Annotated in this window: 23 protein-coding genes and 2 pseudogenes; 13 read left to right on the top strand and 12 right to left on the bottom strand. The window is 71.3% G+C overall.

Going from position 1 to position 26,629, the window contains the following annotated elements; all coding sequences use genetic code 11:
* Positions 1 to 2: 2 nt before the first annotated feature.
* The 4 genes from ABZ478_RS22310 to ABZ478_RS22295 form a co-directional block, all read right to left on the bottom strand.
* Positions 3 to 1,358, bottom strand: a complete 1,356-nt coding sequence (locus ABZ478_RS22310; protein ID WP_359552104.1) for an ABC transporter permease — start codon at positions 1,356 to 1,358, stop codon at positions 3 to 5.
* Complete coding sequence (locus ABZ478_RS22305) at positions 1,355 to 2,302, bottom strand: ABC transporter ATP-binding protein (protein WP_359552103.1); 948 nt, start codon at positions 2,300 to 2,302, stop codon at positions 1,355 to 1,357. Before ABZ478_RS22305 ends, ABZ478_RS22310 begins: the two co-directional genes overlap by 4 nt.
* A 178-nt stretch (positions 2,303 to 2,480) precedes the next feature.
* On the bottom strand, positions 2,481 to 3,398 hold the full coding sequence (locus ABZ478_RS22300; protein WP_359552101.1) for an aminoglycoside phosphotransferase family protein: 918 nt from the start codon (positions 3,396 to 3,398) through the stop codon (positions 2,481 to 2,483).
* 136 nt (positions 3,399 to 3,534) lie between these two features.
* Entirely contained in the window at positions 3,535 to 3,840 is a 306-nt protein-coding gene (locus ABZ478_RS22295) for a hypothetical protein (RefSeq protein ID WP_359552100.1), read from the bottom strand.
* Between the two features lie 231 nt (positions 3,841 to 4,071).
* On the opposite strand from ABZ478_RS22295, the gene ABZ478_RS22290 reads away from it, so the two are divergent.
* A complete protein-coding gene (locus ABZ478_RS22290) occupies positions 4,072 to 5,025 on the top strand; it encodes a YihY/virulence factor BrkB family protein (RefSeq protein ID WP_359552098.1) in 954 nt (317 codons plus the stop codon).
* Between the two features lie 25 nt (positions 5,026 to 5,050).
* Here ABZ478_RS22290 and ABZ478_RS22285 read toward each other — a convergent pair whose 3' ends face one another.
* Positions 5,051 to 5,350 carry a hypothetical protein gene (locus ABZ478_RS22285; protein WP_359552096.1) on the bottom strand — a complete coding sequence of 100 codons (300 nt, stop codon included), beginning with the start codon at positions 5,348 to 5,350 and terminating at the stop codon, positions 5,051 to 5,053.
* A 239-nt stretch (positions 5,351 to 5,589) separates the two neighbouring features.
* Between ABZ478_RS22285 and ABZ478_RS22280 the strand changes: the two genes are divergently transcribed.
* Positions 5,590 to 7,752 carry a SpoIIE family protein phosphatase gene (locus ABZ478_RS22280; RefSeq protein ID WP_359552094.1) on the top strand — a complete coding sequence of 721 codons (2,163 nt, stop codon included), beginning with the start codon at positions 5,590 to 5,592 and terminating at the stop codon, positions 7,750 to 7,752.
* 96 nt (positions 7,753 to 7,848) lie between these two features.
* On the opposite strand, the gene gdhA is transcribed toward ABZ478_RS22280, so the two are convergent.
* Positions 7,849 to 9,207, bottom strand: a complete 1,359-nt coding sequence (gene gdhA, locus ABZ478_RS22275; protein ID WP_359552092.1) for an NADP-specific glutamate dehydrogenase — start codon at positions 9,205 to 9,207, stop codon at positions 7,849 to 7,851.
* Positions 9,208 to 9,466: 259 nt separating this feature from the next.
* Positions 9,467 to 10,651 (bottom strand): type III polyketide synthase, encoded by a 1,185-nt coding sequence (locus ABZ478_RS22270; protein WP_359552090.1) that lies wholly within the window; start codon positions 10,649 to 10,651, stop codon positions 9,467 to 9,469.
* A 901-nt stretch (positions 10,652 to 11,552) separates the two neighbouring features.
* Between ABZ478_RS22270 and ABZ478_RS22265 the strand changes: the two genes are divergently transcribed.
* On the top strand, positions 11,553 to 12,197 hold the full coding sequence (locus tag ABZ478_RS22265; protein WP_359552088.1) for a hypothetical protein: 645 nt from the start codon (positions 11,553 to 11,555) through the stop codon (positions 12,195 to 12,197).
* Positions 12,198 to 12,439: 242 nt separating this feature from the next.
* Here ABZ478_RS22265 and ABZ478_RS22260 read toward each other — a convergent pair whose 3' ends face one another.
* Positions 12,440 to 13,720 (bottom strand): MFS transporter, encoded by a 1,281-nt coding sequence (locus ABZ478_RS22260; protein WP_359552087.1) that lies wholly within the window; start codon positions 13,718 to 13,720, stop codon positions 12,440 to 12,442.
* A complete protein-coding gene (locus ABZ478_RS22255; RefSeq protein ID WP_359552085.1) occupies positions 13,717 to 13,854 on the bottom strand; it encodes a hypothetical protein in 138 nt (45 codons plus the stop codon). The genes ABZ478_RS22260 and ABZ478_RS22255 overlap by 4 nt, the downstream gene beginning before the upstream one ends.
* A gap of 75 nt (positions 13,855 to 13,929) precedes the next feature.
* Here ABZ478_RS22255 and ABZ478_RS22250 point away from each other — a divergent pair, with 75 nt between their 5' ends.
* Positions 13,930 to 14,634: a metalloregulator ArsR/SmtB family transcription factor gene (locus ABZ478_RS22250; RefSeq protein ID WP_359552083.1), complete on the top strand. Its 705-nt coding sequence runs from the start codon at positions 13,930 to 13,932 to the stop codon at positions 14,632 to 14,634.
* Positions 14,631 to 15,809, top strand: coding sequence for a cysteine desulfurase family protein (locus tag ABZ478_RS22245; RefSeq protein ID WP_359552081.1), 1,179 nt, complete (start codon positions 14,631 to 14,633; stop codon positions 15,807 to 15,809). Before ABZ478_RS22250 ends, ABZ478_RS22245 begins: the two co-directional genes overlap by 4 nt.
* A gap of 177 nt (positions 15,810 to 15,986) precedes the next feature.
* Here the strand turns inward: ABZ478_RS22245 and ABZ478_RS22240 are convergent, their stop codons facing one another.
* Entirely contained in the window at positions 15,987 to 17,084 is a 1,098-nt protein-coding gene (locus tag ABZ478_RS22240; protein WP_359552079.1) for a LacI family DNA-binding transcriptional regulator, read from the bottom strand.
* A 231-nt stretch (positions 17,085 to 17,315) separates the two neighbouring features.
* On the opposite strand from ABZ478_RS22240, the gene ABZ478_RS22235 reads away from it, so the two are divergent.
* The 7 genes and pseudogenes from ABZ478_RS22235 to ABZ478_RS22205 all read left to right on the top strand — a co-directional run.
* The gene (locus tag ABZ478_RS22235) at positions 17,316 to 18,494 is read left to right on the top strand and encodes an ABC transporter ATP-binding protein (protein ID WP_359552077.1); all 1,179 of its coding nucleotides are present in this window, start codon (positions 17,316 to 17,318) and stop codon (positions 18,492 to 18,494) included.
* Between the two features lie 16 nt (positions 18,495 to 18,510).
* Entirely contained in the window at positions 18,511 to 19,782 is a 1,272-nt protein-coding gene (locus ABZ478_RS22230; RefSeq protein WP_359552075.1) for a spermidine/putrescine ABC transporter substrate-binding protein, read from the top strand.
* Positions 19,746 to 20,654: an ABC transporter permease gene (locus ABZ478_RS22225; RefSeq protein WP_359552073.1), complete on the top strand. Its 909-nt coding sequence runs from the start codon at positions 19,746 to 19,748 to the stop codon at positions 20,652 to 20,654. The genes ABZ478_RS22230 and ABZ478_RS22225 overlap by 37 nt, the downstream gene beginning before the upstream one ends.
* Positions 20,651 to 21,496 carry an ABC transporter permease gene (locus ABZ478_RS22220; protein WP_359552071.1) on the top strand — a complete coding sequence of 282 codons (846 nt, stop codon included), beginning with the start codon at positions 20,651 to 20,653 and terminating at the stop codon, positions 21,494 to 21,496. Before ABZ478_RS22225 ends, ABZ478_RS22220 begins: the two co-directional genes overlap by 4 nt.
* An 86-nt stretch (positions 21,497 to 21,582) precedes the next feature.
* Positions 21,583 to 22,584, top strand: coding sequence for an SIS domain-containing protein (locus ABZ478_RS22215; protein WP_359552070.1), 1,002 nt, complete (start codon positions 21,583 to 21,585; stop codon positions 22,582 to 22,584).
* Positions 22,585 to 22,695: 111 nt separating this feature from the next.
* Positions 22,696 to 23,571 carry a PfkB family carbohydrate kinase gene (locus tag ABZ478_RS22210; protein WP_359552068.1) on the top strand — a complete coding sequence of 292 codons (876 nt, stop codon included), beginning with the start codon at positions 22,696 to 22,698 and terminating at the stop codon, positions 23,569 to 23,571.
* Between the two features lie 212 nt (positions 23,572 to 23,783).
* A pseudogene (locus ABZ478_RS22205) lies at positions 23,784 to 24,002 on the top strand (transposase); the annotation flags it as partial.
* Here ABZ478_RS22205 and ABZ478_RS22200 read toward each other — a convergent pair.
* Complete coding sequence (locus ABZ478_RS22200) at positions 23,999 to 24,520, bottom strand: GNAT family protein (protein ID WP_359552066.1); 522 nt, start codon at positions 24,518 to 24,520, stop codon at positions 23,999 to 24,001. The pseudogene ABZ478_RS22205 and the gene ABZ478_RS22200 sit on opposite strands and share 4 nt — an antisense overlap.
* 248 nt (positions 24,521 to 24,768) lie before the next feature.
* Here ABZ478_RS22200 and ABZ478_RS22195 point away from each other — a divergent pair.
* Positions 24,769 to 25,124: pseudogene (locus ABZ478_RS22195) on the top strand (IS5/IS1182 family transposase); the annotation flags it as partial.
* 18 nt (positions 25,125 to 25,142) lie between these two features.
* Here the strand turns inward: ABZ478_RS22195 and ABZ478_RS22190 are convergent.
* Positions 25,143 to 25,907, bottom strand: a complete 765-nt coding sequence (locus ABZ478_RS22190; RefSeq protein ID WP_359552064.1) for a maleylpyruvate isomerase family mycothiol-dependent enzyme — start codon at positions 25,905 to 25,907, stop codon at positions 25,143 to 25,145.
* Positions 25,908 to 26,629: the final 722 nt, after the last annotated feature.

Genomic DNA, 26,629 nt, shown 5'->3' with positions numbered 1-26,629 from the left:
GTTCATCCCTTCGAGGTGGACAGCAGGTCGACGCTGCCGTCGAACTGCCAGAGCGGGTTCGGTGCGTCCCCGGTCGGGGTGCGCACCAGGAAGTAGCCGTTCACTTCCTTCGGTCCGTCGCCGTCGGCGACGAACCGCCCGTCCGCGGTGACGTCGAGCTGGTAGACGGCCGAGCCGGTGGCCTCGACGCCGGGCAGATGCCACGAGACGACGCAGCGCCAGTCGTTGCCCGGCCCCTCGGCGGCGACCCTGACGCTGCCCTTGTCACATGTGGCGGCCGTCCTCAGCCGCGCCTCGGTGACGTCGGGGCGGTGCAGTTGCCCGGTCTGCAGGCGGTAGAGGTGGGCGAACTCCGTGGCGAGGGAGCGCTGCACCTTGTCCTGCTGGATCCCGGAGCCGGTGGCCGAGGTCGTCGTGGCGACGACCAGCACCGTCGCTGCGGCCAGCCCGGCCAGCGGCAGCACCCCGGCGGTCACGGCACGGCATCCCGAGCCGTCGTAGGCGGCGTTGGTGAAGTCGCGGCGTACGAAGAGCAGGCAGGCCAGCGTCGTCGCGACCACGGCCCAGGCGAGACTGACCGCGATCCCGATCAGCAGCGGCTGAAGCTCTGCGGGGCTGGTGAACAGGCCGTTCCAGGCGATGAAGGCGTAACCGGGCAGGGCGAGGCGCACGGCGACGGGCAGCGGCAGCATCTGGGCGAGCTGCATGGCGAGCGCGAACAGCGCGGGCAGCAGCAGTCCCATCGGAGACCGTCCCAGCGTGACGGAGCCGAGCAGCCCGATGGCGGCGAGGGCGAGCGTCGGGGCGAGCACGCAGATCCAGGCGAGCGCGACCCGGCCCGCGGCGTCCGCCGGTGTCAGCAGATGGCCGTCGAGGCCGACCAGCGGCTGGTTGCCGACGGCCACGGCTCCGCCGGCCGCGCTGGAACAGGCCAGCCCCGCCACCAGCAGCAGGATGACGGTGAGGGCGGCCAGTGCCTTCGCCGCGAAGATCCGCCGCGGGGACCGGACCGCCACGAGCAGGTGGCGCCAGGTGCCCAGGCGGTCCTCGGCGGCGAACACGTCACCGGCCACCAGCGAGGTCAGCAGCGGCAGCGCCCAGGTACCGGCGAAGCCGAGCACCACCAGCGGCCCGGCCCAGCCCGTGGCGTGCATCCAGCGGCCGAAGAGGGTGTCGACGGGAAGCGTGCTCTGCCGGCTCACCGCGATCACGAAGAGCGCCGGCGTGATCCAGCAGGCGAGGACCAGCAGGCGCATCCGCCATTGCGAGACCAGCTTGACCAGCTCGAACCGGTAGCCGCGCGACAGCGGAACTGGGCTGGGCCGGACATCGTTGCCAGGTACGAGTGTCGCGGTCATCGGGCCCGCTCCTCCGGGTGCTGCTCGGTCAGGGCGAGGAAGGCGGCTTCGAGCGGCGCCACCACGGGAGTGAGTTCGCGAGGCGCGATGCCTGCCCGTACGAGCCCCGTCACCAGTTCGTCGAGGGCGGGCACCTGCGCGCGTACGACGAGGACTTCGGCGCCGTAGCGCGTGGTGGCCTCGTCGGCGATGTGGATCCCCCGCGTGTCGGCGGCCAGGCGGCGGGCGGCCTCGGGGTCGGAGGTCACCAGCCGGTAGTCGAGTTCGCGTTTCTCGGCGGCCAGCTTGTCCAGCGGGCCGGAGAAGACGACCCGGCCGGTGGCGATGATGGTCACCTCGGAGCACAGCGCTTCGAGGTCGTCCATGCGGTGGCTCGAGAGCACGACGCTGGTTCCGTCCGCCGCGAGCCGGGTGAGGACACCGTGCACATGCCTCTTGCCTGCCGGGTCGAGGCCGTTGGCGGGTTCGTCGAGCACGAGCAGCCGGGGCTGTGTGAGCAGGGCGGCGGCAAGTCCGAGCCGCTGGCGCATGCCGAGGGAGAACCCGCGCACCCGGTCGTCGGCGACATCGGTGAGACCGACCTGGTCGAGCGCGTCGTCGATCCCCGTCGTCCGCGCCCCGATTCCGCGGAGGGCGGCCAGCGCGGCCAGGTTCTGCCGGGCGGTGAGCGAGGGGTAGAGGCCGGGCCCGTCCACGAAGCCGGCGACTCCGTCGGGGGCGGTGAGCGCCCGCCCGGCCGGCGTGCCCAGAATCTCGAGGCGACCGCTGTCTGCGGCGGCCAGCCCCAGCAGAAGACCCAGCAGAGTCGTCTTGCCGGCGCCGTTCGGTCCGACCAGGCCGTGTATCTGACCCTGCGTCACATCCAGGTCGACGCCGTCGAGCGCGACCACGTCGCCGAAACATTTGGTGATCCCGCGCGCCCGGACTGCGAGGAGTGCGTCCATGAGTCCCTTCTTCCGCAACGCTCAGGGACCTTACGGACGGCACACAGCTTGGACGGGGTCGGCCGGTTTAACGTCCAGGGAACGAGTTGTCAAAGCATGGACAAGATCGGGGGTACGAACCGGCCTACATGCGACCAGACTTGGGCAGGAACCGGTGCGGTACTGCCGGGTCGCCTGATCACCGGCGCACCCCCGCGGTGAGACGTACGAGGGCGGCGTGGGCGGGCGGGCCCCAGGTCGGCTTGCCACCGGGGCGGCCGTGGACACCGGCGTCCCCGATGTGGATGCCCGCGAGGGCGCGCAGCACCGCCCAGCCGCGGGCGCGGCGCAGGGTGGCGGTGTCCGGGCCCGGCCGGTAGGTCTCGTGGAAGAGGTCGGCGGCGCCGTCCGGCAGCAGGATCCAGGCGGCGGCCAGGTCGCAGGCCGGGTCGCCGGCGAAGAGGTCGCCGAAGTCGATGACGCCGGAGAAGGTGCCGTTCGCGGTGAGGACGTTGGCCGGGTGCAGGTCGCCGTGGAGCCACAGACGCGGGCCTGCCCAGTCGGGCGCGGCGGCCGCGTCTTCCCATACCGCGCGGACGGCTTCCGGGTCGCCGATCAGCCCCAGTTCGGTGGCCGAGGTGAGCGCTTCGGTGAACCGCTGGGCGGTTTCGGCCAGCGGGCCGCCGCGGTTCCGGCCCGCCGGCGCTCCGTCGGGGGCGGGGCTGTGGAGGGCGGTCAGGAAGCGCGCCAGGGTGACGGCCGCCTCGGCGGGGCGCGTCGCGGGGGCGCGGTCGGCGGGCTCGCCCGGTACCCAGGTGGTGACGAGCCAGGGCCGCGGGAAGCGTTCGGAGGGCTCACCGAGACGCTGCGGAACGGGAATCGGGAGCGGGAGGTGCGGGGCGAGGAGGGACAGCCAGGCATGTTCCTTGCGCAGCAGCGCGTCCGCGGACTCCGTCATCCAGGGCATCCGGACGGCGAGGTCGTCACCGAGCCGCCACACCTGGTTGTCCCAGCCGAGCGCTCCCAGCTTCAGGGGGCGGTCCGCCAGGTCGGGGTGCTGCTCGCGCAGCAGGTCCCGGATCAGATCCTCTGTGATGTCGATTCCGGTGACTGTCATGCGGGACAAGGTAGTTGGGCGGCGGCCGCCCGGGTCCCGGATGGATCCGTGTCAGGTCCAGTGGCCGCCGCCGTACCTCGGAACGGGCCCGTCACAGGGCCGCCGTCAGCGGCACTTGCCCGTCACAGAGCCGCCGTCAACGGCGCTTACGGCACTCCTGGTACCGCCGTTCGACGTCGGCCAGGAACCAGTCGGGCACCTCGCCGACGGCCCGCAGATGCTCGCGCTCGTCAGCGGAGAGCGTCTGCGCCGATTCGTCCACGGCCACCGCGTAATCGGTCAGCTCGGCCGACATACGCTCGCGCCGGAGATCGCCTCCGAAGGTGGCGCGGTCGGTTCGGCCGCTGAGAAGCAGGGTGAACCATCCGAAGAACCGTAGTCTGCCGGACCTTCTGCGCAATTCCTCACGAACGATGAGCCAGCACAGGCGTTCATCGGTCACGTTCGGGATCGATCGTGGCGATGTCATGCGTCCCCCCTCCCACGTGGCTGATCAACGGATCAGCCCGGCGCAGGAGCGTACCCCGTGGCGTGGGCGTCGTGTCGCCGGCCTTCCGTGACGGGCTCGGCGGTCGAGGGCGCGGGGCCGCCCCGGAATCGCGCGCTGGGGCGGCCACGCTTCCGGGTAGACGGACAGAGCCGCCGTCGGCGGCCGACGAGCATTGGGGGGGCGATGGGCACTGCCACGAAGGTTCCCGAGACACGGGACATGAGCGGGGAGGAACTGTCCGGTGACGAGGCATGGGCGGCGCTGCGCCGCTACGGCGGCTGGGCGCTCCTGCGGGACGCGTTCGTCCGCTTCCGGTACGCCGACGGCTTCAGCCACTCCCGGGCGCTCGCCCTGCAGACGGTGCTGGCCCTCGTGCCCCTGACCATCGCCTTCGTCGGGCTCTCGACCGTCGTGCACACCGAGAACGTGGGCCGGCTGGCAGAACTGACCATCCACCGGATCACCCGCGGCCCCAGTTCCGGCGTCGTCGACGACGCCCTCGCCCGCGGCCGGAGCACCGCGGGTGACGGCGCCGCCGTCGCCCTCTGGCTCTGTGCCGCCTTCTCCCTGGTGAACGTCACGACCGCCATGTGCCAGATCGAGCGCGGCGCCAACCGGATCTACGGCAACGAACGCGACCGCCCGTTCCACCTCAAGTACCTGCGCGGCCTGCTGATGTCCGTCGGCGCGGGACTCCCGCTCGGCCTCGGGTTCGTCGTGATGGTCGCCGGGGACGACCTCGCCTCGGCGGCGGTGACCGTCTACCGCCTCGACAGCGGCACCCTGGCGGCCTGGGACGTCCTGCGCCGCCCCTTCGGGCTGCTGCTCGCGCTCATCTCCGCGAGCACCGTCTTCCGCCGCTCACCGCGCCGCAAGCAGCCCGGGTACACCTGGCTGGCCTTCGGCGCGGCCGTCTACCTGGTGCTGTGGATGACGCTGACCTGGCTGCTGAGCCTCTACCTGGAGGTCAGCGGCTCCTTCGACACCGTCTACGGCCCGCTGAGCGCCTTCATGTCCTTGCTGTTGTGGGCCTACCTGACCTCGATCGCCCTTTTCCTCGGGCTGGCCTTCGCCGCGCAACTGGAAGCGGCGCGCGGCCTTCGGCCCGGCCCGGTCGAAGCCGACCCAGGTGTCTGAGTGCCCGGCTTCGACGGCCGCCCGGTCACTTCTTGTCGGCGGTGAACTGCGCGATCTGGTCCTTGACCCAGGGGTCGTAGACCGCGAGCCGCCGGGCGGCATCGGGGTAGAACTGTGCCAGCTGGCCGGCGACCCAGGGATCGATCTGCCGGTGTCCGGCGGACGGCCGTGACGGGTGATGGCCGGCTGCCACCGTCTGGGCGGAAACAGGCGATGCCTGTGCGGTCGTGGTCGCGCTCGCGGGACCGCCCACGGCGACGAGTGCGCCCACAGCGGCTACAGCGGAAACGCCCGTGACGGCACAACGCCGTATCAGCTTGCTCACGGTCTGTCCTCCAGCGTCCTCTAGCGGTGGATCCCTAAAGCGGAATCAGTGGTTCCGGTGGGTTCGATTACCCAGCCCCACCCTCGCCACACACCCCATCACCGGCACAGAACGATCCGATGTGGGCGAAGCGACTCCCGGTGTTATTCAATGAAGAGTGCGATCAGGGATCTCGGGGCCCCGTCGCACGGGTCCGCGTACGGCCCCGGCGCCGCGCCGGGGATTGCTGAGAGAGCCGCATGGACTCCACACCGTCCCCTTCGTCCTCTTCGCCGTTCGAACTGGTCAGCAGCGCTCTCGAGCGCTACATCCCGCGCGGCGGACGTGCGGCGCCGGCCGGTCCTGCCGACGCGCCGGATGACCGCGCCGTCGGCCGACGCGTGCCCGAGGACGGGGGGAACGGCCCCCAGGATCAGATTCTCGGCGCGGTCAACCTGGACAGGGAGCTGAGGATCACCCGCTGCAATCTGGACGCCCCCGTCTTCGCGGGTCTGGACGCCCTGACCGGGAGCCCCTTCGTCGATCTTCTGCCCGCCGGGGACGTACCGACGGTCACGCGGCGGTTGCGGCAGGTACTGGAAACCGGTGAGGCGCACGTAGCCCGGATCCAGCGGCTGCGGCGCGGCGACGGTTCGGAGCTCGTGGTCTCACTGAGCATTCTGCCCGCCGCGGTGCCGCAGGAGGGCCTGACCGTCTCCGTGATCGCCATGGCCACCAGGCTGCACCTGTACGCCGCCGAGACCGCGATCGGCACCTCGCTGGACATCGGCGAGACCGCGCAGTCGCTGGCGGAGTCCCTGCTGGCCTGGGGAGACGTGGCCGCCGTCGACCTCGACTTCGCCGTGTGGACGGGCGAGGGGGTCAGCGAGCAGGCGCGGGGACGCATCCGGCTGCGGCGGGCAGCCCTGGTGCCGGACCGGGTCTGGCCCGAGGGGTACGTGACTCCGGGCAACGATCTTCCCAGCGACGCCAGTCGTCTGCTGGCGCAGGCGGTACGGCGGGACGACGCCCCGCAGGCCATCGTCATACCCGACCGGGAGGCGGTCGAACGGGTGCTCGGTACTCCGCGGGTGATGCGTGCCCTGGTGCCCGGCGACCGGTCGGCGGGGGTGGCGTGCATACCGCTGGTCCTGGACGGCGCGCCGCCCGTCGTGCTGGGCGTGGCGGAGGTCTGGCGGCGGGCGGACTGCCCGTTCCGCGACAGCGAGCTGTTCGACCTGCAGGAACTGGTGGCCAGGACCGCCCATCACGTCGACCTGGCCCGTCAGCACCAGCGCGAGCACACACAGGTGCTCGCGTTGCAGCGCCGGCTGCTCCCCCGGACCGGCGGCGACACCATCGAGATCGCCAGCGTCTACCAGCCCGCCACCCCCGACAGCGCGGGCGTCGGCGGCGACTGGGTGAACAGCTTTCCGCTGCCGGACGGCCGTACCGCGCTGGTGGTCGGTGACGTCGTCGGGCACGGCCTCGGAGCCGCGGCGACCATGGGTCAGCTGAGCATGGAGGCCCGAGCCCTGCTCTCGGCGGGGCTGGCGCCGGACGAGGTACTGGAGCACCTGGACGAGACCGTGACGCTGCTGGACGACTCGGAGGCCGGGCTGGCGGCCGGATACAGCGCCCTCGGTTCGACCTGCTGCGTCGCCCTCTACGACCCGGTCAGCCACCAGGTGGCGTTGTCCAGCGCCGGTCACCTTCCCCCGATCCTGGTGTCGCCGGACGGGCACGCGGCCCCGCTCGCGGTCCGCCCGCACCCCGGGCTGGGCGCCGAGTTCGCGCTGCGGGAGCCGTTCCACGTGCACACGTTCGGCGCGCCCCCGGGCTCCCTGCTCGCCCTCTACACCGACGGCCTGGTGGAGGATCCGGCCGTGTCGATCGACGAGGGCATCGACAGGCTGGCGGACGTCGTGTCCGCGGTGCACCCCTGGGACACCCTGCAGCAGGCCGCGCGGCGCGTCGTCTCCACTCTGGCGCCCGCGCGTCAGCGCGACGACGTGACCCTGCTGCTCGCGCGCACGATCGGCTACCGCAAGGAGGACACCGCGACCTGGCGGCTGCCCGCCCGCTACGACGCGCCCGCCCGCGCCCGCGAGCGGGTCTCCGCGCTGCTGCGCCAGTGGCGCACCCGGGACGACACCCGGGACAATGTGCTGCTGCTGGTCAGCGAGCTGGTGACGAACGCGGTGCGCTTCGCCACCGGCCCTGTCACGGTGCGGCTGATCAGGTCCGGTCACGGTCTGCTGTGCGAGGTGGGCGACACCGGCAACGGCAGGCCGCGGCTGAGCCGGGGCGGCCTCCTCGACGACGGCGGTCGCGGCCTGCACGTGGTGCACGGGCTCACCAGCCGGTGGGGGGTGCGGTGGACGGACACCGGGAAGGTGATCTGGGCGGAGGTCGCGAGGTGACGCGCGCGTGCCGCGCGCACCCGGCCCCTCCGCCCGCCTCGGCGGTCCGGCCGGCGTCCCCGGACCGGGGACGCCGTGACCGTGACGCCGTGACGATCAGATGACGCCCTGCGCGAGCATCGCGTCCGCCACCCGCTCGAAGCCGGCGATGTTCGCGCCGGTCACGTAGTCACCGGGGGCGCCGTAGCGCTCGGCGGTCTCGGCGCAGGTGGTGTGGATGTCGGTCATGATGCGGGCCAGCTCGTCCTCGACCTGGTCGGCCTTCCACGACGTGCGCGACGCGTTCTGCGTCATCTCCAGCGCGCTGACCGCGACCCCGCCGGCGTTGGCCGCCTTGCCGGGGCCGAAGGCGACACCGGCCCGCTGGAACAGCTGTACTGCCTCCGGTGTCGTCGGCATGTTCGCGCCCTCGGAGACCGCCTTCACACCGTTGCGGATCAGGGCGTCGGCGTCCACGGCGTTCAGTTCGTTCTGGGTCGCCGACGGCAGGGCGACGTCCGCCGGGACCTCCCAGACCCGCCCGCCGGGCACGAACCGCGCGGAGGCGCCCCGGCGCTCGGCGTACGTGCTCACCCGGCCGCGCTCGACCTCCTTGATCTGACGCAGCAGCGCCAGGTCGATGCCCTTCTCGTCGACGACGTAGCCGCTCGAGTCGGAGCAGGTCACCGCGTTGGCGCCGAGGGCGGCCAACTTCTGGATGGTGTAGATCGCGACGTTGCCCGAGCCGGAGACGACCGCCGTCTGCCCTTCCAGGTCCTCACCGCGGGCGCGCAGCATGGCCTCAGCGAACAGCACGTTGCCGTAGCCGGTCGCCTCCGGACGGATCAGCGAGCCGCCCCAGCCGGCGCTCTTGCCGGTCAGCACGCCGCCCTCCCAGCGGTTGGTGATCCGCCGGTACTGGCCGAAGAGGTAGCCGATCTCACGGGCGCCGACGCCGATGTCGCCCGCCGGGATGTCGGTGTACTCACCGATGTGCCGGTACAGCTCGCTCATGAAGGACTGGCAGAAGCGCATGACCTCCGCGTCGCTGCGGCCCTGCGGGTCGAAGTCGCTGCCGCCCTTGCCGCCGCCGATGCCGAGCCCGGTCAGCGCGTTCTTGAAGATCTGCTCGAAGCCGAGGAACTTGATGATCCCGAGGTTCACCGACGGGTGGAAGCGCAGGCCGCCCTTGTAGGGGCCGAGGGCGCTGTTGTATTCGATCCTGAAGCCGCGGTTGACGTGGACCCGGCCGTGGTCGTCCTGCCACGGCACCCGGAACATGATCTGCCGCTCCGGCTCGACCAGCCGCGCGACGAGCCCAGGCTCGGCGTACTCGGGGCGCGCCGTGAGCACCGGGGCGAGGGTCTCCAGCACCTCGCGCGCGGCCTGGTGGAACTCGGGTTCCGCCGGGTTGCGGCGCTCGATCTCGGCACGGAGCAGGTCGAGCGAGGTCTTGGGGTCGGGTCGTGAGGTCACAGGGTCCCTTCCAGGCACGGCTGACACCGGCGGGTGACCGGTGAGGGGCGCTCGGCGCCGTTGCCGCGCGCGGGACTGCGGCCGCCCCGGCTGAACGTGCCAGGTCGGCCGACTCTCCCAGTGTTACTCCTGTGTTAACGCGATACCAAGAGCCCTGCCGGATTGCCCGCTATCTGGACACTTTGTACGGCGAACGGATGACGAGCGGGTCCCGGCCGGCCGCCCGGCACATCCGCCCGCACCCCATGCGGGGCTCCGGCTACAGCCACTCCCCGTCCAGGGCGGTGGCGGTGAGCCCGGGTGCCGCCGCGTACAGGACGGCGCGGTCGCCCGCCTTCTGCCCCGCGTCGTACGCCCGTCGCAGGATGTCGAACACGGCGGCACCTCCTCGGTTGCCGCTGGCGTAACTGTCCCGGCTGTGGTCCAGGAGCCCCGACGGCCAGGCTTCGGGCATCGTCTGCTCCATGTACTCCAGCACCCGGGTCCCGCCGGGGTGCGCGAGCAGCATGTCCGGGTGCCACGAGTCGGGGTCGTCCTGGTACCGGGTACGCAGCCACTCCCACATCGCGGTGACCGTCTCCTGCACGGCGCGCGGCCCACGCCGGTCCATCACGAAGTGGGTGCCGTCCGCCCGCGTCTCAAGGCGGTGCAGGTCCTGGGTGCCGGGCAGGGTGTGGTGCCAGGCGCCGTCGAGCCGCAGCACCGACTCGCGCCGCGGACGGCCCGTGACCACCGCGGCGACCGCGGTGTCCGCGAAGAGCAGCCGGACGATCAGGGACTCGAGGGTGTCGTCCGCGGGCTGGTAGGTCGTGCTCAGCGCCTCCGAGATCACGACCAGGACCACCCGGTCGGGGTCCGCGGCGACGAGTTCCGCCGCCAGCGCCAGAGAACGGGTCCCCGCGACGCAGGCCCACTGCGTGGCCGGGAGCAGCATCGCGTCAGGGCGGAGCGCGAGCTTGTTGGCCAGCGCGATGTCGAGGCCCGGCAGCGCCGGAGTGGTGGAGTGACTGGTGATCAGGCAGTCGACGTCGGCGGCGTCCAGCCCGGCGATCTGCAGGGCACCGCGCGCCGCGCGCTCGCCGTAGGCCTGCACGGCCTCCCAGGCCGGCGCGGTGCGCTCCTGGACGGTCTGCGGCGCGGGTACCGCCTCGAGGGCGGCGATCACGCGGTCCACGTCCTGCTCGGTGAACCCGTCGCGTGCTAGCGCCTCTTGGGCCCGCCCGACGCCGAACGCCCGCAGGCCCCCGCCGTCGCCCGGCGCCACGGCGGTCTCCAGCGGAAGCATCCATCCGCGGGTCTCGATGCCCGTACTGGCGGCGATGCCGTCGACGCGCGGCGCCCACGCCGCGTGCGGGTGCCGGTCGCGCACCTCCGCCACGATCTGGCTGGTCTTCACTGCGTGCTCGCCGTGTATCACGGCAGGAGGACAGAGGTAAGCGGCCATGGTGGGCACCTTTCCGGGGGAACTAGGAGGAACGTCGCGAGTGGTGTGCCAGGCGCCACTTCGGGACTTCACACCCAAGGCGATGCCGGCCGGCTCCACTTCGGAGGTCGGTAGCCGCTTCGAGAATGGACGCTAAAGGGACATTTGCGCTGTGATGCAGACAACTTGGGCGGCCCCTTGGGTACGTGACACCGCACACACCGCTGAGGCAGGGGTCCGGAGTGGCTGCACGGTTCCGGCCTGACTTGCCGTCATCCGGGGAGGGCCCAGGGAGACGCCTGAGAGGCTCGGACGCGCCACGCGCCAGCACGCCGCGAGCTGGTTCCTGGCGGTGCACCTCGATGTACCGTCCGCGGGCGTCCCGCGGGCACGGCCCATGGCAGCGCGATGGCGGGGTGGCGATCGCCGAGGGCGGAGCGGTAGCGCTCCAGGAGAGCGGTGTCCGGTCAGCGTCGCCGCGGCGCGCTCAACGGCCGTGACTTCCGCGCCCGGCTCGACCAGTGCGCCGGTCGGCTTTCCCGTTCCGGCGCCGAGGTCGAGCACACGTGGGCCGGGCACGCGCGGGGTTGAGCGCGGGATCGAACGCCCAATGGAACGCGTCCCGCGCGCAGTCCGGACGGTGCTCGGCGTACGCGGCGGCCGCCGGCCCGAACATCGAAACGTGCGGGAGTTGTTCGCCCCGGTCCACGCGGTCACTCCATCGCGATGCCGCCGGTGGCCGGCCGGGTCGCCTCAGCACTCGGCCACGTAGGGGCGAGCCCTTCGCGCAGCCGAGGTGTCGGTAGGCCCACCCCTGATCCGGGGTCCACGCCCAGCGACGAGGAGCGGCGAGGACGGCAGCATTCATGTCACCGGCAACCGACCGACACAGGCCTTGCCACACGGGCCCAGGGGGACATCCATGAACGAAACCGACGCCAGGCGCCTGACGGGCCTCGCGGGCATCGCCACCGCGGCCGCTCTCATCGTCGAAGTACCCCTGTACTTCGTCTACTCCGGCCCGCCACCGGACTCGAACGTCCTGGCCAGGCTGCTGATCGGCATCCTTGCGCTGGCGTTTCTGACCGTGTTCGTCACCGCGTTCCGTGAGCTCGTCAAGAGGGCGAACCCCGCCTACGAATGGGTCGGCACGATGGTCTTCGCCGCCGGACTGGTCTATTCGACGATCACCTTGGTCTCCAGCGGGCTGGAAGCCGGCGCGGTCATCGCCACCGACCACCCGATCGACCCGACCATCGCGGTCGAAGGCACCTACATCCTCTACGGGTCGATCGGGCGCCTCATGCTCGCGCTCTTCCTGACCGCCGTGGGTTACGGAATCTCCCGTACGGACCTGCTCCCTCGGTGGACCGGCCGTTCCGCTTTCGTACTCGCGGGGCTCAACCTGGCCTTCGTGCCGTCCCTCTTCTTCGGCAACACCCCGGCGCACTTCTACGCGGCGAACGGCTGGGGCACCACCGCCCTGATGGGCGCGATCCTCAGCTACTGGCTGCTCGCTTTGGGCATCTCCGTCTACCGCAGCGCGGCGCGACGGCCGCTCCCCTGACCCGGGACCGCCGGTTCACGGCCGCACCAACACCTTCAGCGCCTCGCGCCTGTCCATGACCCGGTGGCCGTCGGGGACGGCGTCGAGGCCGACGGTGCGGTCGCCAGACCCGGCCGGGTTCGATACGCCCTGCGGCCTGCTACGACAACCGCTACTGCGACTTCGAACTGCGAGCCGAGCAGCGGTGCCGCTGAACAGCGGGATCGTGACGGCGTCGCCCCGGCCCACGGCGGCCAATGGGGTCAGCGGGTGCCGGTGCGGCGCTCGGTGATCCACCGGGCCGCGAGGAGCCCGGAGACGGCGGTGAGGGCGGCGGCCGCGATGACGGTGGCCTCGAGGCCGACGGCGTCGGCCAGGATGCCGGCGACCAGCGCCCCGGCGGCATAGCCGGCGTCCCGCCAGAAGCGGTAGGTGCCGAGGGCGTTGGCGCGCCACGCGGGGTGGGCGTGATCGGAGATGGAGGCGATGAGGGTGGGGTAGACCATGGCGGTGCCCAGGCCCAGTGCGATGGCGGACGCGATGCCGGCGAGCAGCGGCCGGTCCAGGAGTACGAGGGCCAGGACGAAGCCGGCGGCCTGCACGAGCATGCCGGTGACGATCAGGGGTTTGCGGCCGACGCGGTCGGCGAGGTGGCCGGTGAGAATCTGGCCGAGGCCCCACAGGATCGGGTAGAGGCCCTTGATGAGGCCGACGGCGGCGAGGCCGATGCCGTGGTCGGTGAAGAGCAGGGGGAAGACGCCCCAGGTGAGGCCGTCGTTCAGGTTGTTGACCAGGCCTGCCTGGCTGGCGCCGCGCAGGGAGCGGTCGCGCCAGGAGGTGCGGGCGAAGGTGGCCTTCAGGCCGGTGTCCTCGCCGGTGGGCAGGGGCGCCGCGTGCTGGGCGAGCTCCAGCACCACGTGGGCGGCGGTGTCGCGTACGACCAGGGTGAGGGCGAGGCCCGCGGCGACGAAGACGACACCGATGAGTTCGGGGACGGGACGCAGGCCGTAGCTGGTGGCGAGGTAGCCGGTGAGCAGGGCGGTGACGCCGACGGCGGTGTAGCCGGCGGCCTCGTTCAGACCGGTGGCCAGTCCGCGCCGGGCGGGGCCCACGAGGTCGATCTTCATGTTGACGGTCATGGACCAGGCCAGGCCCTGGTTCAGGCCGAGCAGCACGTTGGCGGCGACGATCCAGCCCCAGGAGGGTGCCCAGGCGAGGGCGAACGGCACGGGGACACCGATCAGCCAGCCGGCCGTCAGGAGCTGCTTGCGGCGGAAGCGGGCCGTGAGCGCGCCGGCCGCCAGGTTCGTGACCGCCTTGGTCAGGCCGAAGGCGATGATGAAGGAGAAGACGGCCAGGTCACTGGTCAGGTGGAAGGTGTCGGCGCCGATGAGCGGGACGGTGGTGCGTTCCAGGCCGACCAGGCCGCCGACGCAGACGTTCACGATGACGAGCAGGGTGAACTGCGGCCAGTTCTCCCGCAGGCCGAGGCGTACGGGCCGTCCGGAGGAGTCGGTCGGTGTGGTGCTGGGCACGGCGCTCATGAGCGGGAACCCTCCGTGCCATGGACGGAATGCTCCACCGGAACGTCGGTGGCTGCGGCGGCCGGGCCGTGGGCGCTGTCCACGAGCCCCTCGTCGAAGACGAGCGGCATCAGGGGGTCGTCGGCGAAGCCCACGGTGTCCTCCGGGATCTTGGGAGCGGGGGCGCATGGTCATCTCCCCCACGCGGACTTACAATAATCCATGGATTTATGGAGGATGCGTTGCCGGAGCACACGACGACGAGCGCGACGACCAGCGGGACGAAGGCGCGGCTGTACGACGCGTTCGCGACCAGCGGCAAGGCGCTGGCCAGCGGAAAGCGTCTGGAGCTGCTGGATCTGCTGGCCCAGGGCGAGCGCACCGTCGACGCGCTCGCGAAGGCGGCCGGGCTGAACCTGACCACCGCGTCGGCGCATCTGCAGACCCTGAAGCAGGCGGGTTTCGTGGCCACCCGCCGTGAGGGCGTACGCATCCACTACCGGCTCGCCGGTGCGGACGTGGCGCAGCTCTTCGCGCTGCTGCGCAAGGTCGCCGAGGCCCACCAGGCAGCGGTGCCCGCCGCCCGTGACGCCTATCTCGGCGAGGACGCCGCCATCGAGCTCAGCCGTGAGCAACTCCGGGCCCGGATCGACGCCGGGGATGTCGTCGTGCTCGACGTGCGGCCGGTCGAGGAGTACCGGGCCGGGCACATTCCCGGCGCAGTCTCCATCCCCGTCCAGGAACTGGCCGAGCGGATCGGCGAACTGCCCGAGGACATGGAGATCGTCGTGTACTGCCGAGGCGAGTACTGCGTCCTGGCCTACGACGCGGTGCGGCTGCTGACCGGCCGCGGACGCCGGGCGATCCGTCTCGACGACGGCATGCTGGAGTGGCGCCTGTCGGAGCTGCCCGTCGACGCCTCGGATCCGGCATGACCGGCCCCGGCGGCCTCGCGCCGCATCCGGGACTGGCCGGCGGCCCCGTCTACCTCGACCACAACGCGACCACCCCGGTCGACCCGCGTGTCGCGCGGGCGATGGCCCCGTACCTCACCGACTTCTTCGGCAACCCCTCCAGCGGCCACCCCTACGCCGACACACCCCGCCGGGCACTGGCCGAGGCCCGCGCCGAGGTGGCCGCCCTGATCGGCGCCGGGCCCGGCGAGATCGTGTTCACCGCTTCCGGCTCCGAGGCTGACCTCCTCGCGCTGCGCGGGGCGGCCCTTGCCTCCGGCCGTCCGCACCCCCACGTGATCACCCAGGCCACGGAGCACCCGGCGGTGCTGGAGACCGCCCACGCGCTGGCGCGGCTGCACGGGGCGCGGGTGACGGTCCTGCCCGTCGGCCGGGACGGGCTCGTCGAGCCGGGCGACCTGTCCGCGGCCCTCACCGCGGACACGGTGCTCGTGTCGGTGATGGCCGCCAACAACGAGACGGGCGCCCTGCAGCCCGTCGCCGAGCTCGCCGGCCTCACCCACCGGTCCGGAGCGCTCTTCCACTGCGACGCGGCCCAGGCCGCGGGGAAGATCCCCCTGGACGTGCGGGCCGCCGGGGTCGACCTGCTCACGGTCGTGGGGCACAAGATGTACGCGCCGAAGGGCGTGGCCGCGCTGTACGTGCGCGACGGGGTGCGGCTGGAGCCGGTCGTCTACGGCGGCGGCCAGGAGCACGGCCTGCGCGCCGGCACCGAGAACGTCGCCCTGGCCGTCGCGCTCGGCACCGCCGCCCGGCTCGCGGCCGCCGAACTCACCGACGGAGCCCCTGCCCGTATCACCGCCCTGCGCGACGACCTCCACCGGCGGCTGGCCGACGGGCTGCCCGGCCGCGTGCACCTCAACGGTCCCGAGGAGCAGCGTCTGCCGAACACCCTCAACGTGAGCGTCGACGGCGTCCTCGGCCACGAACTCCTCGCGGCCGCCGACCGGATCGCGGCCTCCACCGGCTCCGCCTGCCACAGCGGCACCCGCACCCCCTCCCCCGTGCTGACCGCCATGGGCCTCGCCCCGGCCCGCGCGCTCGGCGCGGTGCGGCTGTCCCTCGGCCGCTGGACCAGCCCGGGCGACGTCGAGACAGCGGCAACGGCCCTCGTCCGGGCGGCCGCCCCACGGTGACCGGACCGGCCGACGGCATTCTCCTGACGTGGCGTGAAGATCTTGTGCGCGGCAAGGAGAGGACGCCCTGCTGATCAGCTTCCGGAAGGCCTGTGGACGACCACCGTCGCCCTGCCGCGGCTCATGGCGTGGCGGCACCGCGGGTCCGGTCGCGTCGGGGCGGGGCCGGCGGGCCCGTCACTCCCCCGCCGGCCCCAGCCGCCGGACCCGCGCGGGCACGGGACCGGTGGACTCGCGCGCAATATAGGTGGCGCACAGGGTGTGCCTGCGGGGCCGGGCCGTGGAGCCGTTGATCCGGCGGACCAGGATGTCGGCCGCGAGCCCGCCCAGTTCCTGCACCGGCTGGCTGACCACGCTCAGCCTCGGCCGGACGAGGGTGGCCCACTCGGCGTCGTCGAAGCCGATGACCGAGACGTCGGCGGGAATGTGCGCCTCCAGGTCGAACAGCGCGTCGAGGGTGCCGAGCGTGGCCACGTTGTCGGTGGTGAACAGCGCGGTGGGCCGGTCGGGCGAGCTCATCAGCTCCAGTACCGCCGACCGCGCCCAGGTCCGGTCGTATCCGGTGTGCCGGATCAGCTCCGCCCCGCGCGGGATGCCGGCGGCGCGCAGGGCCTGCCGGTATCCGGTGAGCCGCTCGGTCGTGGTCCAGATGTCCGCGCCGGGTGCGAGCCGTGTGGCGTTCTCGTCGGGTGAGGCGGAGGTGACCACGGCGATGCGGGTGTGTCCGGCTTCGGTGAACCTGGACACCGCCGCCTTGGCGGCACCGCGGTTGTCGACCACGACCGTGTCCAGCGTGGCGCCACCGAGCGCGCGGTCCAGGAGGACCACGGGGATGCCCGCCGCGACGGCCTTGTCGAGGTGTTCGTGGCCGGCCGCGGCAGGTGCCACGACCAGGCCGTCCACCCGCCGCTCGATGAACATCTGCACCGCGGACTTCTCCGTCTCGCCCTTCTCGTCGCTGTTGGCGAGGACGACCTGCAGTCCGGCCTTGGCCGCGACGTCCGTGACGCCGCGCACCGCGCGGGCGAAGTAGGCGTTCTCCACGTCGGCGACGACCACGCCCAGAGTGTGGGTGCGTCCGCTGATCATGCTCCGGGCCACCGCGTTGGTGCTGTAGCCCAGTTCGGCGGCGGCGGCCAGCACCCGTTCCCGGGTGGCCGCGCTGGACGAGCCGTATCCGCCCAGGACCCGGGCGGCCGTGGCCTGTCCCACGCCGGCGTGCCGGGCGACGTCGGGGATGGTGACGCGACGTGGCGGCCGTGGGGTGTTGGGCATGGGTGGTCTCTCGTGGGTGACGGCTCGGCGTAGGCCGAGGAACCGGCCGATGAAATTCGAGGCCATTCAACCATTGACGGACGACGGCTGTCCGTGGGTAAGGTCGGGCCGTTGGTAACGTTATCAATTCTCACCGACGCCCACCCCGCCTGCCTTTTCCCCGGCCGGCCACGGCACTCCCCTGCCCGGGCCCGCCCCGGTCCCACGCCCCGAACACCGGAGGTATCACGGATGGCAACCGACACCCTCTCGCCGCCGAAGGCCGCTGGCCCTGCCATCACCCTCGTCGACGTGATCAAGGACTTCGGCGGCGCCGGCGCCCGGGACGCCGCGGTCGTGCGCGGCGTCAGCCTCGCCATCGGCGAGGGCGAGTTCTTCTCGCTCCTCGGCCCCTCCGGCTGCGGCAAGACCACCACCCTGCGGATGATCGCGGGCTTCGAGGAACCGACCTCCGGGCAGATCCTGCTGCACGGCCGCGACATGGTCGGTGTGCCCGCCAACCGGCGTGACATCAACATGGTGTTCCAGTCCTACGCCCTCTTCCCGCACCTGAGCGTCGCCGACAACGTGGCGTTCGGACTGCGCCGCAAGGGCGTACCCAAGGACGAGATCCGCGACCGGGTCGAGAAGATGCTGCGCACCGTCGAACTCGCCGACAAGGCCGACCGCCGCCCCCGTCAGCTCTCCGGCGGCCAGCAGCAACGCGTCGCCCTCGCCCGCGCCCTGGTCAACCGCCCCCGCGCGCTGCTCCTCGACGAACCTCTAGGCGCCCTCGACCTCAAGCTCCGCCAGACGATGCAGCTGGAACTCAAGCGCATCCAGCGCGAGGTGGGCATCACCTTCATCTACGTCACGCACGACCAGGCCGAGGCCCTGACCATGTCGGACCGGATCGCGGTGATGAACCAGGGCCTGGTCGAGCAGGTCGGCGCGCCGCAGGAGGTGTACGAACGGCCCGCCACCGCGTTCGTCGCCGGGTTCATCGGCACCTCCAACCTCATCGGCGGCCGCCTGGCCTCCGTGGCGGCGGGGACCGGGGTGCTCGACCTCGGCGACGGCCAGCGCGTCACGGTCCCGCTGCGCGGCTCCCACGCCGCCGGCGAGGCCGTCGAACTCACCGTGCGGCCGGAGAAGATCACGCTGACCACCGAGCCGGCCGACTCCGCCACCCGGGTCCGGGGCACCGTACGGGAGGTGGTCTACCTCGGCACCTCCACCAGTTACACGGTGGACACCGGTACCGGTGCGGAGATGACGGTCTTCCAGCCCAACGACGGCACCGCCTGCGCGTCCCCGTCCCGCGGCGACACCGTCTGGCTCTCCTGGGCCACCGACCACTCCTACCTGCTCTCCACCGCCCCCGCCGCCGCGGCGACCGCCGCGGACCCGGTTTCCCTCACCTCGCGCTGACGACAGGCGGACCACCATGCCCGAGCACTCCACACCCTTCGCGCCCCGGCCGCGCGGACTGAGCCCACGCGGCTGCACGCGGCGCGGCCTGCTGCGCGCCGCGGCCGGCGCCGCCGCGCTGGCGCCGCTCGCCGCGTGCAGCGTCCCCGGGGCGCGCGTGCACGTCCCCACCGGCAAGGCCGAGATCGCCGCCGCCGTCACCGACTTCTGGACCGGGAAGAAGCGGTCCGGAAAGCTGAACTTCGTCAACTACACGCAGTACATCGACGTCGACCCCGCCGACCAGGGCAAGCACCCCACCCTCGACGCCTTCACCCACGAGAGCGGCATCGAGGTCGCCTACGACGAACTGATCGACGACAGCGCCTCCTGGTTCGGCAGGATCCAGCCCGAGTTCGCCTCCGGGCAGGGCATCGGCTACGACCTGATGGTCGTCGGCGGCGACAGCTACCTCGGCAAGTACATCGAACTCGGCTACCTCGCCCCGCTCGACCACAGCCGCCTGCCCAACTTCGCGCGGTACGGCGGAGCCGCGTTCAAGAACACCTCCTTCGACCACGGCAACGTCTACACCGTCCCCTGGCAGTCCGGCATGACCGGCATCGGCTACGACCCGGCCCGGGTCGGCCGGAAGATCACCAGCTGGCAGGACCTGCTCGACCCCAAACTGCGCGGCAGGGTCGGCATGTGGAACGACGCGGTGCAGATGGGCAACATCGCGCTGTTGGCCGTCGGAGTGGACCCGGAGACCTCCACCCACGCCGACTGGCACAAGGCGGCGGCCTGGCTGCGGAGGCAGCGCGACGCCGGCATGGTCCGCTCCTACTCCACCTCGACCTACCAGTCCTCCCTCCAGCGCGGCGACCTGGCGGCCTCCCTCGTGTACTCGGGCGATGTCTTCCAGGCCAACCAGAGCGGCTCGCGACTGGAGTTCGTCATCCCCGACGAGGGCGGTCTGCTGTGGACCGACAACCTCTGCATCCCGTCGACGGCCGCCCACCCCGTCGACGCGCTGACCTACATGGACTACGCCTACCGGCCCGAGGTCGCCGCGAAGATCAGCGAGACCGTGCAGTTCGTCTGCCCCGTCCCCGCCGCACAGCGGGTCGTCGCACGCGACGCGGCCGCCGCCTCCGGCAAGCGGCACACCGTGCTGGACGCCCTGAGCACCAGCCCCCTGGTCTTCCCGACCAAGGCCGACCAGTCGAAGCTGCGCCGTCTGCGGGTGCTCGACGAAGAGGAGGAGAAGCAGTGGAACGCGCTGTTCGAACCGATCTACCAGGCCTGACCCGGCGGCGCCGCCGCCCCGGGGCGGCGCCGGCCCCCTATCTGATGATCCTGCCGGGCTGGCTGTGGCTGGCCGCCTTCTTCGTCACCCCCGTGATCGTGATGGTGTCGCTGTCGCTGCAGACCGGCAACTTCATCGACGGCTTCCGCCAGACGTTCCACTTCGGCACCTACGCCGACGTGGTCCGCACCTACCACGTGCAACTGGTCCGGTCCCTGGTCTACGGCGCCGTGGCGACCGCGGCCTGCGCCGTCGTCGGCTACCCGGTGGCCTACTGGATCGCCTTCCGGGCCGGCCGGCACAAGTCGGTGTTCCTCTTCCTGCTCCTGCTGCCGTTCTTCGTGTCCTTCGTCATCCGCACCCAGTCCTGGAACGTGGTGCTCGCCGACCACGGCGTCCTGCTCGGACCGCTGAAGGACATCGGTCTGCTCCCGGCCGACTTCCACCTGCTGGCCACGCCCTACGCGGTGATCGGCGGCCTGACCTACAACTTCCTGCCGTTCATGGTGCTGCCCGTGTACGTGGCCCTGGAACGGGTGGACCCCAAGGTGATCGAGGCGTCCACCGACCTCTACGCATCCCGGGCGCAGACGTTCCTGCGTGTGGTGCTGCCGCTGTCGCTGCCCGGCGTCTTCGCCGGCGTACTGCTGACGTTCGTGCCCGCCTGCGCCGACTACGTCAACGCCGGCATCCTCGGCGGCCCCTCGACGACGATGATCGGCAACATCATCCAGACCGAGTACTTCACCAACCTCGACTACCCCGGCGCCTCCGCCCTGTCCTTCGTCCTCATGGGCGCGCTGCTGCTGGCCGTGTTCACCTACGCCCGGGCCCTGGGCACCGACGAGGTCCTGGAGGCGGCCGCGCGATGACCACCACGACCGCCGCCCCCGCGGCCGACGCGCCCGCCGCACCGCGCACCCGGCGCACCGGGCGCCCACGGCGCCGCCCCACCCTGACCCTGTACACCGGGCTGGTGCTGGCCTGGCTGCTGCTGCCCATCGCCGTCATGATCCTGTTCGGGTTCAACGACACCGGCAGCAAGGTGAACTTCACCTGGCAGGGCTTCACCCTCAACTGGTACCGGCACCTGTTCGCCATCCCCAACCTGACCTCCGCGCTGGTCAACAGCCTCACCATCGCCCTGGTCGTCGCCGTGGTCGCCACCCTCCTGGGCACCCCGATCGGGCTGGCGCTCGGCCGCCACCGCTTCCGCGGCCGGGGCTCGGTGGACCTGCTGATGTTCGCCGCCATCGCGGCCCCCGAGATCGCCCTCGGCGCCGCGCTGCTGTCGCTGTTCATCGTGCTGGGCGTGCCCCGCGGCTACTGGACGGTCGTCATCGCGCACGTGGCCTTCTGCATCCCCTACGTCGCCATCACCGTTCGGGCCCGCATGGCGGGACACGACCCGACGCTGGAGGAGGCCGCCCGAGACCTGGGCGCGGGCCCGTGGACGGCGTTCCGGCTGGTCACCCTGCCGATGCTGCTGCCCGGTGTGGCCTCCGGCGCCCTGCTCTGCTTCGCCCTGTCCGTCGACGACTACGTCATCACCAGCTTCAACGCCGGCCGTACGGTCACGTTCCCGCTGTGGGTCTACAGCGCCAGCCGTACCGGCGTGCCCCCGCAGGTCAACGTCATGGGAACGCTGATCTTCGCCGGCGGCCTGATCATCGCCGGGGCGAACGTGCTGTTCTCCCGGCGTCGCGCGACCTGACCGGATCCGGTCCACGCGCCCCTCCAAACACCGGCTCACCGGCACACGCCGGCCGGTGCGGAACAACCCTTGAGGAAGTCATCACCGTGCTCAAGTTCAACGAAGCCGAGTTCGTCTCCCAGACGGAGAGCCTGCTGGCGCTGCGCCCCCAGATCGAGAAGGTCGTCGACCGTCTGACCGACGAGGGCTACGACAACGTCCTCCTCGTGGGCGCCGGCGGCACGTACGCGCAGATGTGGCCCTACGAGCACCTCGCCCGGCGCGACTCGCTGCTGCCCGTCCGGGCCGCCGTCGCCGCCGAACTCGTCGTCTCCGGCGACGCCCGCCTCGGCGAGCGCACCATCGCCGTCTTCACCTCCGTGTCCGGCACCACCGACGACAGCCTCCGTGCCATCGACCACTGCAAGTCCCGGGGCGCCCACACGATCGGCTTCACCGGCTACCCCGACTCCCCCGTCGCCCAGAACGTCGACACCGCACTGATCTCCGAGCCCAAGGCCTGGCCGTTCGACGTCCAACTGCTGCTGTTCATGGGCCGACTGCTCTCCCGCCGGGGCGAGTTCGAGGGCTACGAGCGCCTCGCCGACGAACTCGCGGGCCTGCCCCGCATCCTGGTGGACGTCGCCCGGCAGGCCGAGCCGGTGGCCTCGGACTTCGCCGAGGCCCACAAGGACACCGACTACCACTTCCTCATCGGCGGCGGGAACCTGTGGGGATTCACCTACCTGTACTCCATGTGCATCCTCGAGGAGATGCAGTGGCTGCGCACCACCCGGGTGCACAGCGCGGAGTTCTTCCACGGCTCGCTGGAACTCCTGGAGGAGAACACCAGCGTCATCGTGTTCCAGGGTGAGGACGAGACCCGGGCGCTGACCGACCGGGCCGAGTCCTTCGCCAAGCGCGTCTCCAAGGACGTCACCGTCTTCGACACCCGGGACTACCCGCTGGAGGGCATCAGCCCGGAGTTCCGCGGACTGCTCGCCCCGCTGGTGCTCGACACCGTGATGGACCGGGTCAGCAAGCACCTCGAGCGGGTGCGCGACCACTCGCTCGACCTGCGCCGCTACTACCGCGTCATGGACTACTGAGCCCTCCGAGTTCACCCTCGTCCGTCCGCCCCGCGCGCCGGTGCCCCGGCACCGGCGCGCCCATGGCGGGCGCCGTGCACCACGCACGCGCCCGCGCCTCGGGAGACCCTGATGAACGTCCTCGGCTTCGGCGACAACACCGTCGACCGCTTCGTGGACCGCGGCACCGACTACCCCGGCGGCAACTGTGTCAACGTCGCCGTGTACGCCCAACGGCTCGGCCTGGACGCCGCCTACCTGGGGGTGTTCGGCGACGACGACCTCGGCACCCGGCTGCGCGCGGCCGTGGCGGCGCAAGGCGTCACCGCGGACCACAGCGTCGTACGCCACGGCGAGACCTCGGTGTCCACCCTGCGGGTGAAGGACGGCGACCGGGTCTTCCTCGGCTATGAACCCGGCGGCGGCGCTGTGGCGGAACCGCTTCCCCTGACCCCCGCCCTGCTCGCCTACGCCGCGTCCTTCAGCCTGGTGCACTCCAGCGTCTACTCCGGCACCGAGGCCGAACTCCCTTCGCTCGCCGGGGCCGGCCCGCTGATCAGCTTCGACTTCTCCGACGAGGAGGAGTTCCGCACACCCGCCTATCTCGATCTCGTGTGCCCGCACGTGGATCTGGCGCTGCTGTCGTGCTCGGACCTGGACGAGACCGCCACCCGTGCGCTGCTCTCCGAGGCGGTGCGGCGGGGGGCCGGGATGGCGCTGGCCACCCGCGGCCTGCACGGGGCGATCGTGTACGACGGCCGGACCACGGCCGTCGCGCCGGCCCGCGCCGCGGATCCCGGGTCCGTTTCCGACACGATGGGCTGCGGAGACGCCTTCCTCACCGGGTTCGCCGTGGCACTGCTGCGCGACGGATGGTCCCGGCGTGTTCCACCGGCCCCGGAAGCCCTGCGGGACGCCCTGCGTCAGGGCGCGGAGGCGGCGTACGACCAGTGCTTCGTGGAGGCCGCCTTCGGCCGCGGCTGGCCGGCACCGGTGGGGCGGGTCTAGTAGGCCGCCTCCTTCAGATCATCCGATCAGTGGTCGCTCTGCTCGTCCAGGCCGACACCGACGGCGATCTCGACCGGGTCGTTGCGGTCGGCTCCACCGTCATCGATGACAACGGCTAACACAATGAGGTGGATCGCTCCTGGTTACTGTGTTCAGGGCGGGAGTTGAGCGTTCGATCCGGTGTGGGGACGTCGCCGTGGATCGTGTCGGCCATCGCCCGCCGCGGCACCCTGCACGGCACCGGACTGGGCACCTACCGCTGGGTCGCGGAAAGGAGTTTCGCGTGGCTGCACGGCTTCCGACGTCTGCACATCCGCTGGGAACGCAGGGCCGACGTCCATGAAGCGTTCCTCAACACGGTTCGTCGCCGACGGCGAGACGAGTTACCTGTAACCGCAGGCCCCGACGCCCATTTTGTTAGCCGCTATTAAGCGGCGATATCTCCGCGGAGCATGCTGTAGCGCACGGTGTCCCGCCACTGCCCGTCCCTGAACACAGTGCTGCGCAGCACGCCTTCGCGGGTGAACCCTGACTTCTCGAGTGCGCGCTGTTCGGCGATGTTGTCCGTCTCGGTGTCCGCCTCGAGCCTGACGACCGGTGTGTGCGCGAAGAGGTAACGTGCCAGCAGCCGCTGGGCTCGGGTACCGACGCCGCGGCCCCGGCCTTGCGGCAGCAACTGGGCTCCGATGCTCCAGCAGTAAGAGGTCCGTGATGTCACGACCTTCCGCCACGCCACGAAGCCGATCCGGTCCGCGCCGGTTACCACCATCAACTGGCCGCCCTCATCGCCCAGTAGGCCGTCCTGAGCCCAGCGTCGCCGCCAGCGCCCCGGATCTGACCAACCCAGCCACTGGAACGGCCCGGTGGCCTCGGGATCGGTCAGGAACCTCTCAAGCACCGGAAGATCGTCCTCGGCTACTGGACGGAGTATCACGGGATCGTCGCTCATCCCAGTCACCCTAGGCGGCGCCGACGCTCTGGGTGACGACAATTGAGCCTGGACTGGTCCTCCGAGGGAGACAGGTAGCAGGCCACGCAACACGGTCTTCGACGACCAGGGCGACAGGCCGGCCGCCGATGGCTGAGTTCACCGCCTTCGGCCGACGGCAGACGCGAAGCCTCGACCCCGCTCCCGGTGAGTGCCTTGGCGGCTGCCTGCTACGGCTCGTTCACCGTCTCCCTCTCTCGCCCATCCGCCTGAAGGTCGCCAAGGAACAGGTCGGCGAGCTGCCCGACCGGGTCAACGTGAACCTGGACCGCGGCTACGACAGCGACAAGGCCCGTTCTGCGCGTGGGGAGTTGGGCTTCACTGGCGAGATCTCCCGCAAAGGCGTCCCCGCCCTGATCCAGGCCGACAAGAGGTGGGTGGTGGAGCGGAGCCACGCATGGATGAACGGCTTCGGAAGTTGCGGCGCTGTACCGAGAAACGCAGCCGCGTCGTGGACTTCTACCTCTACCTGTCCGCAGCGATCGTCACGCTGCGTATGATCATCCGCCGCGCGACCCCGCGCTACCGCTGGGACGGCCGCCCCACCACCCGACGCCTCAAGTGATCCATTTGCCGGTCGGTCTCAGCCCCAGTCCTGCAGCTGCTGGAGCAGGTCGGCGTCGCCCTCCATCCGCAGCGAGCCAGCCGGGATACGCATGTACATGAGCAGGGCCATCTCGCTCGCCGTGCCGTAGATGGCGGCGGTGGGCTTGCTCTCAGCGGCCTCCGCCGCGGTGAGGCGGGTGAAGCGGGAACCGGCGGCGTCCACCGTCTGGCGCCAGGAGCCGGCCTGGGCTGCGTGGTAGTCCATGGTGGCGGGTTCGCCCGGCCACGGGACCGTGCCGGTGCAGACGGTGGCGAGGAACTCCTCGATGGCGTCGCCCGCCTCGGTCGTCGGCAGCTCCTGCGGGGTACCGGAGGCCAGCTGGGCGTCGTAGGTGTGGATCAGCGACTCCGGGACGCGGCGGCGGGCCACGGCGGCCACCGTGTGCGGCGAGGCCAGCGGCTCCCACCAGGCCCAGCAGCCCCGGTCCGGGCCGGCCTCGCGCAGAGCAGTAAGCAGCTGCTCCGTCGAGTCTGCCAGCCAGGTTATGAGGGCCTCGCGCTCCCTGGGCGCCGCCAGCCCGTCCTTGCTCGGCCGCTCGTCGCCCGGCGCGGTGTTCAGCACGATGCAGGCCCAGAAGCGGTCCCCCTCACTGAGGTGGTTCGCCAGGTCGTACAGCGTCCAGCCCGGGCAGGACGGGACATCGGCGTCGAGGCTGGGGGCCGCGGCGACGGTGGCGCGGAACGCGGCGGACCGCTCGTCAATCATCCGCAGCAGGGTGGGGAAGTAGAGATTCTCAGGCACGCAGACCTTGTATCACCCGGACCGGGACTCTCGCACTCGATTAAGACCGCCCAGCACGCCTACTGCCGGGCGCTCTAAGTGCCCCTAGGCCTCGGGGTCGAAAGAAGTGCGTTTGTAGTGACATGGATAGGGATAGGGGTCCCCTCCGTTCGCGTAAACCGTCCCATCCATCTGCAGCTCTCCATGCTCCAAAAAGAACCGCAGAATCTGGGCGTCATCGTGATTCTTGAAACTGAGTACCAGATAGGGTGACAGGCCAGGGTCTTTGTTTACCCCATGCCACCTACCGCCGGATGAACGGCGCTTCACCTGCGCGTCCGGCACGGGGCCGTCCCACTCGACCGGAAAGTCTTTGCTGGAAAAAGTGTAATCGTCACGTAGCCGAACTACCGGCGATCCGCATTTCCCCTCCCCGTTCCATCGGCCGACCAATTCGGAATGCGTTACGGCCCCGGAGTGGCGACGGGCTCGCCTGCCCCGCAAGAGGACGAGGCAGTGCCGTCACGGTGACGGCCGCAAGGCTTGCACTGATGCGAAATATGTCGGATTTCACGCTATCCGCTTCCGGCCGTATCTGAGATGGCGCCCAGTATGCCGGTCGACGATCCGAAAGAGGCGGCCTAGTCCCAATGCCGGTGACTTAGCTTGTGCCTTGCCGCGTGATGGTCACCGCGTCCGGTGCGGGTGGTAGCCAGTTGCGGTGCTCGGCCCGTTTGAGTGGC

Source organism: Streptomyces sp. NPDC005706 (genome assembly GCF_040631045.1).
Taxonomy (GTDB): Bacteria; Actinomycetota; Actinomycetes; order Streptomycetales; family Streptomycetaceae; genus Streptomyces.
Note: the sequence above shows the minus strand (reverse complement) of the source record. Positions and strands in the feature narration are given on the sequence as shown.